General features: G+C 72.0%; 9 protein-coding genes. 6 read left to right on the top strand and 3 right to left on the bottom strand.

Annotated elements, in window-relative coordinates; translation table 11 throughout:
* Positions 1–11: 11 nt before the first annotated feature.
* Complete coding sequence (locus ACIGXX_RS38025) at positions 12–2,252, top strand: MMPL family transporter (protein WP_399982842.1); 2,241 nt, start codon at positions 12–14, stop codon at positions 2,250–2,252.
* Here the strand turns inward: ACIGXX_RS38025 and ACIGXX_RS38020 are convergent.
* Positions 2,226–3,674 (bottom strand): transcription antitermination factor NusB, encoded by a 1,449-nt coding sequence (locus tag ACIGXX_RS38020; protein WP_361463311.1) that lies wholly within the window; start codon positions 3,672–3,674, stop codon positions 2,226–2,228. The two genes, ACIGXX_RS38025 and ACIGXX_RS38020, sit on opposite strands and share 27 nt — an antisense overlap.
* A gap of 34 nt (positions 3,675–3,708) precedes the next feature.
* Positions 3,709–4,653 carry a methionyl-tRNA formyltransferase gene (gene fmt / locus ACIGXX_RS38015; RefSeq protein ID WP_351168689.1) on the bottom strand — a complete coding sequence of 315 codons (945 nt, stop codon included), beginning with the start codon at positions 4,651–4,653 and terminating at the stop codon, positions 3,709–3,711.
* Positions 4,654–5,156: 503 nt separating this feature from the next.
* On the opposite strand from fmt, the gene ACIGXX_RS38010 reads away from it, so the two are divergent.
* Positions 5,157–5,714, top strand: a complete 558-nt coding sequence (locus ACIGXX_RS38010; RefSeq protein WP_399982837.1) for a hypothetical protein — start codon at positions 5,157–5,159, stop codon at positions 5,712–5,714.
* Positions 5,715–6,234: 520 nt separating this feature from the next.
* Here ACIGXX_RS38010 and ACIGXX_RS38005 read toward each other — a convergent pair.
* Positions 6,235–8,397, bottom strand: coding sequence for a primosomal protein N' (locus tag ACIGXX_RS38005; protein WP_399982834.1), 2,163 nt, complete (start codon positions 8,395–8,397; stop codon positions 6,235–6,237).
* Between the two features lie 269 nt (positions 8,398–8,666).
* On the opposite strand from ACIGXX_RS38005, the gene ACIGXX_RS38000 reads away from it, so the two are divergent.
* The 4 genes from ACIGXX_RS38000 to ACIGXX_RS37985 are packed head-to-tail and all read left to right on the top strand — an operon-like array spanning position 8,667 to position 13,796.
* Complete coding sequence (locus tag ACIGXX_RS38000) at positions 8,667–9,917, top strand: helix-turn-helix domain-containing protein (protein WP_383818266.1); 1,251 nt, start codon at positions 8,667–8,669, stop codon at positions 9,915–9,917.
* A gap of 44 nt (positions 9,918–9,961) precedes the next feature.
* Positions 9,962–10,705, top strand: coding sequence for a toll/interleukin-1 receptor domain-containing protein (locus tag ACIGXX_RS37995; RefSeq protein ID WP_361463306.1), 744 nt, complete (start codon positions 9,962–9,964; stop codon positions 10,703–10,705).
* Positions 10,702–12,675, top strand: a complete 1,974-nt coding sequence (locus tag ACIGXX_RS37990; protein WP_399982829.1) for a hypothetical protein — start codon at positions 10,702–10,704, stop codon at positions 12,673–12,675. Before ACIGXX_RS37995 ends, ACIGXX_RS37990 begins: the two co-directional genes overlap by 4 nt.
* On the top strand, positions 12,672–13,796 hold the full coding sequence (locus ACIGXX_RS37985) for a hypothetical protein (RefSeq protein WP_366463337.1): 1,125 nt from the start codon (positions 12,672–12,674) through the stop codon (positions 13,794–13,796). The genes ACIGXX_RS37990 and ACIGXX_RS37985 overlap by 4 nt, the downstream gene beginning before the upstream one ends.
* Positions 13,797–13,863 lie beyond the last annotated feature (67 nt).

Genomic DNA, 13,863 nt, shown 5'->3' with positions numbered 1-13,863 from the left:
CGGGGGTAGCCATGCCAGACGAACGGTCGGAAGAACAGCGTCAGGCGGGCCGTGGCGTGGCCTGGCTGGTGTGCGGGCGGCGCACCAAGTGGCTGGTGGTGCTGTTCTGGCTGGTGGTGATCGTCGTCGCCGCGCCGCTCGCGGGCAAGCTCACGGACGCCCAGGACAACCAGGCGTCGTCCTGGCTGCCCGGTTCCGCGGAGTCCACCCAAGTCCTGGACATCTCCGAGGAGTTCAGGCCCGAGCAGATTCCCGCGATCGTCGTGTACGCCCGTGAGAGCGGGCTGACCGCCGACGACCGGGCACGGATCACCGAGGACGTCGGCGAGCTCAAGGAGCTCAGCGCCCACGGCATCCGCGGCGCGGAGACCCGCGGACCCGTCTTCGACACGAAGGACCCGGGCGAGGCCAAGGCGGCGCAGGTCTTCGTGCCCATCACGATGGACGAGAAGGGCTGGGAGCGGATCGGTCCCGCCGTCGACTCCATCCGGGAGCGCTCGGGCGAGAGCTCGGGAGGGCTCGCGGTGCACGTCACCGGGCCGGGCGGTACGTCGGCGGACTTCTCCGAGGCGTTCGAGGGCATCGACTCGACGCTGCTGCTCGCGGCGGCCGGCGTCGTCATCGTGATCCTCCTGATCACCTACCGCAGCCCGATCCTCCTGCTCGTCCCGCTGATCGCGGCGGTCGTCTCCCTGTTCACGGCGCAGGCGCTGATCTATCTCCTGGCGGAGCACGCGGGCCTGACGGTCAACGGCCAGAGCGCGGGCATCCTCACGGTCCTCGTCTTCGGGGCGGGGACGGACTATGCCCTGCTCCTGGTCGCCCGCTACCGCGAGGAGCTGCGCCGCCACGAGGACCGGCACGAGGCGATGCAATTGGCCCTGCACCGGGCGGGCCCCGCGGTCATCGCGTCGGGCGCCACGGTCGTCGTCAGCATGCTGGTGCTGCTCACCGCGGACATGAACTCGACGCGGGGCCTCGGCCCCGTGTCCGCCATCGGTGTCGCCGTCGCCCTGCTCGCGATGCTGTCGCTGTTCCCCGCGCTCCTGGTGGTCTGCGGCCGGTGGCTCTTCTGGCCGCTGATCCCGCACAACGGCTCCGAGGAGCCCACCGAGCGCGGCATCTGGGCCCGCATGGGCCGCCGCATCTCCCACCGTCCACGCCTGACCTGGGGCGTCACCGCGGTGGTGCTCGCGGGCCTGGCGCTCGGCCTGACCCAGCTGCGCGCGGAAGGACTCAGCAACGCGGACTCGTTCACGGACAAGCCGGACTCGATCGTCGGCCAGGAGGTGCAGGCCGAGTACTTCCCGGCGGGCAGCGGCGACCCGCTGGTGATCGTGGCCCATGCCGATCAGGGCGAGGAGGTCCGCAGTACCGTCGCCCAGACCCGGGGCGTGGACCCGGCGAGCATCGGCGTACCGCCGGGGACCAAGGCGGAGGCCGACGGCAAAGTCCTGTTCGAGGCGACCCCGACCGACCCCGCCGACAGCGAGGCGGCCAAGCAGACGGTGGACCGGGTGCGCGACGCGGTGCACGCGGTGCCCGACGCGGACGCCATGGTGGGCGGCGGCACGGCGGCCCTTTTGGACATGGACCGCGCGACGACCCACGACAACAAGCTGGTGATCCCGCTCGTCCTCCTGGTCGTCCTGCTGATCCTCGCCGCGCTGCTGCGCGCCCTGGTGGCGCCGCTGCTCCTGATCGCGACGGTCGTCCTGTCCTTCTCCGCCGCCCTGGGCATCAGTGCGCTCGCCTTCCGCCACCTCTTCGACTACGCGGGCGAGTCCACGGACTTCCCGCTCTTCGTCTTCGTGTTCCTGGTGGCGCTCGGCATCGACTACAACATCTTCCTGTCGACCCGCATCCGCGAGGAAGCGGGCCGCCAGGGCACCCGTGCGGGCGTGCTGACCGGTCTCGCCGCGACCGGCGCGGTCATCACGTCGGCGGGCCTGGTCCTTGCGGGCACCTTCGCCGCGCTCGGCACGCTCCCGATGGTGGCGTTCGCCGAGATCGGCTTCGCGGTCGCGCTCGGCGTCCTGCTCGACACGTTCGTCGTACGGTCCGTCCTGGTCACCGCGTTGTTCCTGGACGTGGGGCCGAAGGTGTGGTGGCCGCACGCCCTGAGCAAGGACCCGGCGCTGCGTACACCCACGCCCCCGACCGTGAAGGCGGGGGCGGGGACGAGGAAAGAGACGGGGACGGCGACAGGGCCGCCCCAGGCAGGGTCAGGCAGTCCGCCGGATCAGCGCTAGATACATCGCGTCCGTGCCGTGCAGATGCGGCCACAGCTGCAGGTCGGGGCCGTCGCCCAGGGCCGGGACGCCGGGCAGCAGCGGGCGGGCGTCGATCAGCTCGGCGCCCTCGTGCTGCTTGAGGACGTCGTCGACGACGGCACGCGTCTCCGCGAGGTGCGGTGAACAGGTGGCGTAACCGACGATGCCGCCGACGCGCACGGACTCCAGCGCGGTGCGCAGCAGCCCCCGCTGGAGCGGCGCGAAGCCGTCCAGGTCCTCGGGACGGCGGCGCCAGCGGGCCTCGGGACGGCGGCGCAGGGCGCCGAGTCCCGTGCAGGGCACGTCCATCAGGACACGGTCGAAGGTGCCGGGCTGCCACGGCGGCCGGGTGCCGTCGGCGGCGACGACCTGGTACGGGCCCGGGTTGCCGCGCAGGGCCTGCGCCACGAGGCGGGCCCGGTGCGGCTGCTTCTCGGCGGCCAGCAGGGCCGCGCCGCGCTGGGCGGCGAGACCGGCGAGCATGGCGGCCTTGCCGCCGGGGCCCGCGCATCCGTCGAGCCACTTCTCGTCGCGCCCCTCGATGGGGGCGTTCGCGAGTGCGATCGCGACCAGCTGGCTGCCCTCGTCCTGGACCCCGGCGCGGCCCTCGCGCACGGCGTCGATCGACCCCGGCTCGCCGCCTTCGCTGAGCCGCACGGCATACGGCGACCAGCGCCCCGGCAGCGCGGACTCCTCGCCGACCGCGTCGAGGAGTTCATCGGCGGTGGTGCGGCCCGGCCGGGCCACGAGGGTCACCTCGGGCCGCTCGTTGTCGGCCTCCAGGAGGTCCTCGATGCCGGCCCGGCCGCCGCCGAGCGCGTCCCAGAGCGCGGAGACGACCCAGCGGGGGTGCGAGTGGACGACGGCGAGATGGTCCTCGGCGTCCTCGTCGTAGGGCGGCGCGACCCGCGCCACCCAGCCGTCGAGATCGTCGGCGGCGACCTTGCGCAGGACCGCGTTGACGAACTTGGCCCGCCCGTCACCGAGCACCACGCGCGCGAGTTCCACGGAGGCGGAGACGGCGGCGTGCGTCGGGATGCGCGTGCCGAGCAGCTGGTGCACGCCCATGTTCAGCACGTCGAGCACCGGCGGGTCGACCTCGCGCAGCGGCCGGTCGATGCAGGCGGCCACGATCGCGTCGTACGTTCCCTGCCTGCGCAGCGTCCCGTAGACGAGCTCGGTGGCGAGCGCCGCGTCCCGTGCGTCGAACTTCTCGGGCCCTTCCTTCTCCCGGGCCTTGCGCAGGAGCGGCGGCAGGACGAGGTTCGCGTACGCGTCGCGCTCGTCCACGGCCCGCAGCGCCTCGAAGGCGAGGAAACGGACGGGGTCCTTCTTGGGGCGGCGGTGGGGCTTGCCGGGCTTGCCCTGCTTCTGGGGCCGCCGGTCGGGCTGGTCGTTCAAAGGTGCTCCGCTATTGGATGGGGGCCGAACTCATTCAGCGTACGTCGGTGGCGTCGAGCCGCTCGCCCGGGGCGATCCGCACCCCGCGCGCCCAGTCGGCGCCGCGCATCGGCTTCTTGCCCTGCGGCTGGACCCAGAGCAGCTCCACGGCGTGCGAGCCGCTGCCGACGTACACGTTGTTCTTCGCGGCGGCGAGCTCGCCGGGCGCGAGGTCGGTGCGGTCCGCGACGAGCGCGGCCTGGATGATCTTCAGGCGCTCCCCGCGGAACACGGACCAGGCGCCGGGCGCCGGGGTGCAGCCGCGCACGACCCGGTCGACGCGCAGGGCCGGGGCGGACCAGTCCACCTGGGCGTCCTCGACGGTGATCTTCGGGGCGAGGGTGATGCCGTCGGCGGGCTGCGGTACGGCCTTCAGGGAGCCGTCCTCGATGCCGTCCATGGTGGCGGCCAGCAGACCGGACCCTGCGAAGGCGAGGCGGGTGAGCAGGTCACCGCTGGTGTCGGTGGGGCGGACGACCTCGGTCACGGTGCCGTACACCGGACCGGAGTCGAGCCCCTGCTCGATGAGGAAGGTGGAGGCACCCGTGATCTCGTCCCCCGCCATCACCGCGTGCTGGACGGGAGCGGCGCCGCGCCAGGCGGGCAGCAGCGAGAAGTGCAGGTTGACCCAGCCGTGGGCCGGGACGTCCAGGGCGACCTTGGGGAGCAGCGCGCCATAGGCGACGACCGGGCAGCAGTCGGGCGCGATCTCGCGCAGCCGGGCCAGGAACTCCTCGTCACGCGGCTTCACCGGCTTGAGGACCTCGATCCCGGCCTCCTCCGCGCGCTGGGCGACGGGGCTCGCGACGAGCCTGCGGCCGCGGCCCGCGGGGGCGTCGGGCCGGGTGACGACGGCGGCCACCTCGTGCCGGTCGGAGGCGATCAGGGCGTCCAGGGCGGGGACGGCGACCTCGGGGGTGCCTGCGAAGACGAGCTTCATCGTTGCCTTTCGGCCTCTCGGGACGGGAACGTGCGGGGAGCGCACCAGTCTATGAGCCGCCTTGCCGAGCCGCTCTCCGCGGGGCCTCCCCTCCCTGGAGCGCACCCGCCGGCCCTCCCCGGGGCCCACCTGCCGGACGTCACCTCCGCGCCGCGAAACCGTCTGTTTCGGAACGCATATCGGGGGCACGGCTAACTGCGGAGTGCCTGCACGGAGCGAACCTCCCGGGGGTGTGCTCCTGTACGCCGCCCATCACAGAGTCCGTCCGCCCCGCACCGCACCCGCGGGCCCCGCCCGCCGCTTGAGCGACCGTCACGGAAACGCTCCTGCCGGGTGCGGCTCGTCCGGGGGCGTACGAGTGGACGCGCGCCCCGTGCATATACGCATACGCCCCCGCACCGTGACCCCAAACGAACTAGCGCGTTGGTCAAGAAAGAGTTGACCACAACGGGCCGCGCCGACGCGGCCCGATCCTTTTCAACGCCGGTTCGAGAGGCTTGTTCATGGCCGACCACGCAACCCACGACGCCCAGGCACGGGCCAGCCTGCACCTCCTGGTTCGGGACATCGAGCGGGTCCGCCGGCAGGTGGACGCCCTGCGTACGCTGACCGCCCAGCTCGGCAACGTCTACCGCCCGCGCCGCTCCAGCCCCTCCGCGGGCTTCGTCGTGTACGGGCGCGCCCCCGCCCCGACCGTCCGCCTCGCCCAGGAACTGCGGGACAGCGTCGAGACACTCGTGACCGCCGCGGTGGACTTCGACCGCTCACTGGGCTTCTCGTGGGACGCGGTGGGCTCGGCCCTCGGGGTCACCAAGCAGGCGGTGCACCGCCGTTACGGCGCCCGCCGGGCCACGACACAGGCGGCGGCGGAGGCGGAGCGCGCCACGGAGACGGTTCCCTCCGCCACGGCCGCGCGCCCCCCGGTCCCGGTCGGCGCTCCCCTTCCCTCGGTCCCCTCGGTCCCCGCGGCCCGCGCGATGCCGACCCAGCCCACGGCAGGCAGCCCCGCCCTCCGCGAGGACCCCCGCCCGAACGCTTTCCCCGGCCCCCGCAACGGCTGACCTCTACAACGGCGGCGGCTGCCCAACCGGTTTCCCCGGCGGGCGGCCGCCGCCGTTGTGCCCGCCCCCCGTTGCGGGCAGCCTCCACACACCTAGGACCCCACACAACCGGCAGCCGAGCCAGGCCTCGCTGCACCCGGCCCCCGTCGTGGGCGGAAGCTCGCCTCGTCCAGAACCCCACCCAACCCGCAGCCAAGCCACCTCCGTCACAAGCGACCCCCGTTGCGGGCAGCCGACCCCGTTGCCAAGCCGCCCCCGTCATGGGCACACGCCCCCGTCATGGGCAGGCCCCCCACACACAGCCGACCCCAGCCCCACCACCGGCGACCCCACAGCTCCAAGCCGCCCCGCCCCGTTGTGGGCAGGCGTTCCGCAGGGCGGAACGGGTGGGCACAACGCCGCCCCACTGCCGGGCGCCGAGACACAAGGCGCCAAGCACCCCGCAGGCAGCGAGCACCCGAGGAAGACCAGAGGAAGACCAACAGCCGCCCCCGGCCGACCCGGGCCCCAGAAGAGCCCCCTAGCCAATATCCAGCGGGTCCACCCGAATCCGCACGGGCTCCGCGGCCCCCCGCGCCATCCGCGCAGCCTGCGCCACCTTCAGCGAAGCGGCAAGCGCGGCCCCGCTCCCCGGCGGCACCCGCACCAGCACCCGCTCCCACCGCTCCCCCACCGGCGCCGTCCCGGCACGGCGCGAAGGCGCGGGACCAGGCCCCGCCTCCGGCACGGGGACGGGCCCCAACACCACCGCGTCCCCCGGAAGTTCAGCCGCGGAGAGAAACCCGGAGAGCGCCTCCGAGGTCCCCGCCACGGAGGCCATCCGCGACACGGGCGGAAACCCCAACTCGGCCCGCTCGGAAAGCTCCCGCACCGCATGCCCCACGGGATCCCACCGCACAAGCGCCTGCACGGGCCGCAGCGTCGGCTCGGCGACGACCACCACGGTCCCGCCCTCCCCCTGCGGCCGCACCAGCGAAGACGCACTGATCCAGCGCCGCAGCGCCTCCTCCCCGGCCCGCAGGTCGGGCCGCCCCAACATGGCCCACCCGTCGAGCAACAGGGCAGCGGCGTAGCCGCCCTCGGCGACAGGCTCCGCCCCCGGAGTGCTCACCACCAACGCAGGCGACCCCGGCACGGTGTCAAGAATCTGCTCCCGCCCCGACGTCCGCACCGGCACCGCGGGAAACGCCCGCCCCAGCTCCTCGGCCGTACGCCGCGCCCCCACCACCTGCGCCCGCAGCCGGAACCCCCCGCACTCCCCGCAGTGCCAGGCGCCTTCCTCCACCCCGCACCAGCCGCACCAAAGACCGCCACCGTCCCGCGCCTCCAACGGCCCCGCACAGTGCCTGCACCGCGCGGGCTCCCGGCACCGCTCGCACGCGAGCCGAGGCACGTACCCCCGCCGAGGCACCTGCACCAGCACCGGCCCGTGCTTCAGCCCCTCACGCACCACGTTCCAGGCAAGCGACGGAAGCCGCGCGGCCCGCGCCGCCTCGTCCCGGGCAAGATCTCCGTCCCCCACGGTCCGTACGAGCGGCGCGCTCCCCCGCACCTGCTCGCGATCGGCGACCAGCGGCGCCGCCCACCCGCTCTCCACCAGCTGCGCGGCCTCGACCGTGCAACTCCAACTCCCGAGCAAAAAGCCGCACTTGTCCCGCGAGGCCCGCAGCTCAAGCACTTCGCGCACATGCGGAAAGGGAGCATTGTCGTCGCTGTGGCTGGCGTCGCCGTCATCCCAGATCACGACGAGCCCAAGATTCTTCACGGGCGCGAACATGGCGGCCCGCGTGCCCACCACGGCGCGCACGGCACCGCGCCGCACGGAGAGCCACTCCCGATAGCGCCGCTCCTGCCCCACATCAGCGGTGAGCAGCGCATGCTGCCCCGCCCCCATGAGCTCGGTCAGCGCCGCATCGACCCGCGCGGCGGGCCGCCCAGCAGGCACCACCACAAGAGCCCCCCGCCCGGAGGCAAGAGTCGCCTGCACGGCCCTGGCGATCTCCTCGGCCCACTCCGGCCCGGGAAGGGCGGTCCACACAGCCCGAGGCGCACCCCCCGAGGCAAGCGCCCCCAAGAATTCGGCCCCATGCCCATACCGCCGCCAGGACCCCACCTCAGGCGCGGCGGGAGGCGCCGGAACCTCCCCCACCTCACGCGCCTCGGCCCGAGCATGCCGAGGCGGAACGGCCAGCTGCAACACATCGGCAAGGCTGCCCGCATACCGATCGGCCACGGCCCGAGCGAGCCCGAGCAACTCAGCATCCAGCACGGGCTCGGGCGAAACGACCTGGGCCAGAGCAGCAAGGGGCCCGGAGTAATCGGTCTCGGCAACGCGCTCGACAAGGAACCCGTCGATCAGGCCCCCGCCCTCACGCCGCCCGCTGCGCACGTTCCGCGCCCCGGCCCCGAACCGCACCCGAACCCGCACGCCAGGCTGCGCCTGCTCGTCCAGCTCCTCCGGCACGGCGTAGTCGAAGTACCGGTCAAGATGCAGCACACCCTTGTCGACCAGCACCCGAGCCACGGGCAAGCTCTTGGCCAACGGAGCCCCCCGCCAGGTCCGCGGCTTGGCCCGCGGCACCTCGGCCTTGCGCACACTGTCCCGAATCAGCGCAAGCTGCTCGGGCGCAGGCGCTTTGCCCCCTGCACCTTCGGCGCCACCCGCCTCGTTCTCCCTGCTCACAGCTGCATTCCTACCAGACAGCACTGACACCCGGCCGGTCTCGAGCATCGATGCGGACGGCGAGGACCAGCCATCCCAGTGGCCGATTGAGCACTCTCGACAGAGATCCAGTCATCGGGTTGCCTTCCACCTCGGAAACGGAAGCGCAGGTCAAAGAGGAAACGGGAAACACCGCCCACAGCCTTGCTCGTGTCACCGACTGGCACGACGCTGGCATCCGCCGACGGGTGCCCACGGCATCGCGAAGGCACGGGTCAGAAGGGGGTCATGTGCAAGAACGCTTAGCGCAGTTCGGATCCGAACTGCGCCGCAACCGCATCGCGGCCGGTCTCACGCTCACGGAACTGGCTGCGGCAGTCCACTACAGCAAGGGTCACATCAGCAAGGTCGAAACCGGCTGCAAACGGCCCACCCCAGAACTGGCCAGGCTCTGCGACGTGGCCCTGAGGGCCCACGGAACCCTCGCCTCACTCGTACCGGCACATCCACTTCCCCACGAGGACGCATCGGCCGAAGGCGGGGCGGAGAGCGCCGTGCTTCCGAGCAGGCGCCGCGTCATGGCCACCGGTGCGGCGTCCCTCCTGGGCGTCGCGGAGAACTCCGGCCTCTCAGAACCGCCCGAGGCGCTGGGGTCGAACCTCCTGGAGATCTCCCACGCCTTGTTCGACCAGTACCGTCGGCTGGGTCAGATGTCCCCGGCAAGCAGCGTCCTGCCCACCCTCGCCGAGCAGACGCGTTCGCTGTGCTCACTCGCCACCCGCACCGGCCCGCGCACGGCTCGGAAACTACGGGGGCTCGCCTCCCGGTACGCGGAGTACGCGGGGTGGATGGCCGAAGAGTCCGGAGACGACGAGGCCGCCCTGCGCTGGACGGACCGTGCCGTCGATCTCGCGGAAGTCGCGGGCGATCACGACCTCGCCTCCTACGCACTCGTACGTCGTGCTCTGATCACGTACTACAAGGGAAACGCCGCTGACACGATCGCCCTGGCCGCGCGTGCACGCTCGCAGCGCCTCCCGGCCCGCATCCGCGGACTCGCGGCCCAGCGTGAAGCACAGGGCCACGCCCTCGCCGGTGACTACGACGCCTGCATGCGCGCGCTGGACGCGGCCCGCGCACTCCTGTCCTCGGACAGCCGCGACGCCGCCCCGGCCCTGGGGACCACTCATCTCGGGGACCCCGCCGCCATGATCACCGGCTGGTGCCTCGTGGACCTGGGCAGGCCTCGGGAGGCGGCCGAGCACCTGGACCGCGAATGTGCCGACATCCCCGCGCACGCCCTGCGCACCCAGGCACGGTACGGCGTGCGACGCGCCCTCGCACACGCCGTCGCCGGCGAGTTCGACCACTCCTGCGAGCTGACCGGCCGTCTTCTGCTGACCACGGACTGCGTGGGCTCGGCGACCATCGCCACCGATCTGCGTCGACTGGCACGCACTCTGGCACGTCATCCGCGCCGTCCGGCCTTTCTGGCCATCGCCCCGCATCTCAACGCGTCGCTCACACCTGCAGCGCGCTGAGCGGCGCCTCCGCTCACCCATCCAGGCAGAAAGGTCATTTCGCCATGCCCGATGTCTTCGTCAACTACCGCACAGGGGACGGCGACCAGACCGCCACCACCCTCCACAACCAGCTCACCGCCCGGTTCGGCGCGGGCCGCATCTTCCGTGCCAGCAAGTCGATCCCGCCCGGTGCGTTCTTCGACGAGGAGCTGACGCGCGGGGTGCGCCGCAGTGGTGTCCTCCTGGCTGTCATCGGCCCCGACTGGATCGATCACCCCGCTCTGCACCGCCCGGAGGACTGGGTGCGCAAGGAGCTCCTGGAGGCGTTCCGCTGCGGCATCCCCGTCATACCCGTGCTGGCCGGGCGGCGCACCGAGCGTCCCGCGAGGAACCGGCTGCCCAGGCCCCTGGCCCGCCTGGCCGACTGCCAGACGCTGCGGTACGACAACCAGAACGACGCGTACGACATCCAGCGCATCGGTGACGTGCTCACCGACCTGATCCCTGAGCTCGCGAAGGCCGAACGGGCAGGGGTCAAGGCCACAGAGCCGGGCACGACGCAGAACAACGTGGACACCGTGCGAGGCGGCACCGTCGTCCAGGCCGGCACCGTGAGCGGCGACGCGGGCACCGTCATCAAGGGATCCCAGGGTCCTGTGCACACCGGGCCCGGCAATCTATACAGCAACTCGGCCCACGTGACCGGCGAGAACGCGAACTCGACGTTTGTCGCGGGTGACAACCACGGCGGTATCCGGCAGGACTTCGGCGCGGCGCGCCGACGGGACAAGGACGACGAACGGTGAGCGGCAGCTCGCACACGGAGTTCTCCGGTCCGACGCGCGCCGTCAACACCGGCCCCGGGGACATGTACGTCACGTTCACGGCGGAGAACCTGCTCAAGACCCCGCCCGCCGCGCGCCGGCGCGTGGCCGAGAGCCAACTGCGCCATCTTCAGCAGCAGTTCTCCCGGCCTGTGCACATCAACGCCGCCTACGACGTCCTGGAGTCCAGGAACATGCTCTTCCTGGACGGGGAGCCGGGCAGCGGGAGGAGCTCCGCCGCCCGCGTCCTGCTGCGTGAACTGCCCCGTGGGACAGGGACGTACCACGAACTCACCACCGAGTCGGACGACGGAAAGGCACCGCGCCTCTCGGCGGACATGATCGGCGAGCAGGATCAGATGCTCTTCGACCTCTCCGCCGCGAACGAGCGGTTGTGGAACGCCGTCCAGGCGCAACTGTGGGACTTCCACCACGCGCTCCAGAGCAAGCACGCCCATCTGGCTGTGGTGCTCCCAAGACTGCGGCAGGACCAACTGGCTCCCGAATTCCTGGCGTTGCGCAAGAAGATCGGACCACCCGACCGGCTGGACGTGATCATCCGTCATCTGCGCTGCGGCGGCCTCGACACCAGCATCTGTGATCCGTCTCCCCCGGCCCTGCTCACCTTCGTGGAGACCAGACCCCCGATACGGGAGCTGGCGCGGCTGGCGGTCCGGATCCTGGAGATGCGTGCGGCCGGGCGCGAGGGGGACACCTTCGGCGCCTGGTGCGAGCGGGCGGTCGCGGAGCAGACGGACCGCGGCCCTGAGGTCGCCGAACTCGTTCCCCATGTACGCAAGGGACCGCAGCGCGCCCTGCTGCTCTCCTCGGCGCTGCTCCATGGTGCGCGGGCCGAGGCGGTGCACCGGGCCACGGCGTCCCTGCTCTCGGTGGTCAAGTCCCCCGTGGAGGCCCGTCCTCTCCTTGAGCACCCCGGCCTCGACGAGCGCCTGGAGAAGATCGACGCTGTCTGGGACGGTACCTCCCGCGTCCGTTTCGAGAGGCGCGGCTTCGCCCGAGCCGTGCGGCGGCACTTCTGGACCACCAGGCCGGACCTCAGAGAGCCGTTGCGCGCCTGGGTGTCCGAGATCCTCGGTCTGTCGGAACTCGCCGACGCCGACCGCGAGCGCCTGGTCCATCGCTTTACCGAGCTGTGTCTGTCGACCGAGGACACCGGGGAGCTGATCGGCCTCGTCAAGGACTGGACCAGCGCCCCGACGCAGAGCGACCGGCTACGAGCCGCGGCACAACTGCTGGCGCAGAGCATTCCCAGCGAAGCGTGCGGCGGGGCCTTCAGGCAACAGATCTACGAATGGTCCAAGCAACGGCAACTCTCCGACGGCCTGCGCCGAGTACTCGCCGAAGTCTGCGAGAAGGTCATGGCGGTGCGCCACCCGGAGGCCGCGCTGGTCCGCCTGCACCACCTGGCCCGTCACGAGCAGTTCCCGGGGATCGCCCGCGAGACCCTGCTGCGCTACGTCACCAACGACCCGGAGGATCTCAGGCTCCACCGGCGTCTGCTGTACCGCCTCACGGTCTCGTCGTCCGACGACCACCGGCGGCCGGACACCGACCTCTTCCTGGAGCTCACGGCTCCGACGAGCCTCCCCAGGCCCTTACTCCGCTCCTCGACGACCCGAGGCTGGCTCACGACGGGGTGGGCCGCCGCCTTCGACCACGCCGGGCCGGAGCGCTGGGCCGCATGCGCCGAGACGTGGATCTCCGCGGCCGACGCCACGGAGGACCCCGCGATCGCGGGCCGGCTCTTCGACGTGCTCGTGGCCGCGGCGGAGACGCGGTACGCGATCCTCAGCCGCCTCTACGCGTCCGCCCGGGAACGCACCCGGCCCGAACTCTCGACGCTCCTCCTGCGGAAGATCAACGAGGCACAGACCACACGCCTGTCACGAGACTCGACCACGCCGCGACAACGGGAGGCAGCCCCCTCATGAGCACCGGACAGAAGACGGTTTCGACGTTCCTCACCCTCATCGGCGCCCTGCTCGTCCTCATCCTCGGTCTCTGCCTCGACTGGCCCTTCTGGGTGTGGCCCACAGCCGTCGTCATCCTGCTGTCCGCCCTGGCGGTGGCGGCGACGACCGCGGCACGGGCACGCAGGCGGGACCCGTTCCCGCCCGGCACGGTGCCCGACCAGCCGATCCCCCCGGTCGAGCGCCGCGAGGTGTACGTGGACCGGATCTCCCTGCCCAGTCAGTTCCCCGACTACGACTTCCTGTTCTCGGCCACGGTCCGCTGGTGCCCGGCGGAGCCCTCGGCCGACGTCTCGCTCATCAACGCGGGCGCCCTGGCGATGGACGCCGTCGTCGAACGGGCCCGCGCGGTGACGTCGCACCGCGAACCCTTCAGAAGCTCCCTCGTCCAGCAGGAGCTCAGCGGTGCGCTGGGAGTGATGGAAGCGGACCCCGGGGGACGCGTCCGTGCCCTGGCCCTGGACGTCGTCCTCGTGCTCCCGGAGGAGGACCAGCAGCGCCTTGACCGTCTCGCGGCCATTCGCAAGAACGAGGATCTCTGGGAACACGAGCGCAACTACGAGCGCAACAAACGCGAGTACCTCGGCGGTGACGTCCTGCGGGACACCGGCAGCGCGGTCGTGTGGTGGCTCGCGAAGAACGACGACCACGTGGAGAAGGCGGTCAACGACATCGGCTTGCTGGCCCGCCTCACGTCCGCCGCCAACAACGAAGAGGTCGCCGAGCCGTTCCGCCATCTCGTGCCCGAGGCATTCCCGCCGATCACGCTCCCGGAGCCGGAGTCCCCCGCTTTCGGGACCCCCCATGCGTTCGAAGGGCCCTTCACCCCGGAGGAACCCACGGAGCCTGGCGCGGCGGACACGTTCACGGACTTCGTACGACGGCTGGGACGCACTCCGGGAGACGAAGAGTTGATGCTGCTCTCCGAGCAGGTGGCCATGGCCATCGAGGACTGGGACGAGGAGACGGCCCAGGAAATACGGCGTCGCTTCGCCGCACGGCCGACCGCAGCGGCAGCGTCCCCGAACGGATCCGACCCGGCGTCGTCCTCGTCGTCCTCGTCGTCCTCGCCCGAATCCTGACCGCGCCGCCCCGCCGACTCGACAGACAGGGCCCGGCCCTCCCGTAGGAGAGCCGGGCCCTGAGGAG

It is taken from the genome of Streptomyces sp. NPDC055243, assembly GCF_044544025.1.
In the GTDB taxonomy this organism is placed as follows: Bacteria; Actinomycetota; Actinomycetes; order Streptomycetales; family Streptomycetaceae; genus Streptomyces.
Note: the sequence above shows the minus strand (reverse complement) of the source record. Positions and strands in the feature narration are given on the sequence as shown.

What these genes read in the sequence shown, in the direction of transcription:
- ACIGXX_RS38025 (WP_399982842.1), top strand. Translation starts at nt 12, where the DNA reads ATGCCAGACGAACGGTCGGAAGAACAGCGTCAGGCGGGCCGTGGCGTG.
- fmt (WP_351168689.1), bottom strand. Translation starts at nt 4,653, where the DNA reads ATGAAGCTCGTCTTCGCAGGCACCCCCGAGGTCGCCGTCCCCGCCCTG.
- ACIGXX_RS38010 (WP_399982837.1), top strand. Translation starts at nt 5,157, where the DNA reads ATGGCCGACCACGCAACCCACGACGCCCAGGCACGGGCCAGCCTGCAC.
- ACIGXX_RS37995 (WP_361463306.1), top strand. Translation starts at nt 9,962, where the DNA reads ATGCCCGATGTCTTCGTCAACTACCGCACAGGGGACGGCGACCAGACC.
- ACIGXX_RS37985 (WP_366463337.1), top strand. Translation starts at nt 12,672, where the DNA reads ATGAGCACCGGACAGAAGACGGTTTCGACGTTCCTCACCCTCATCGGC.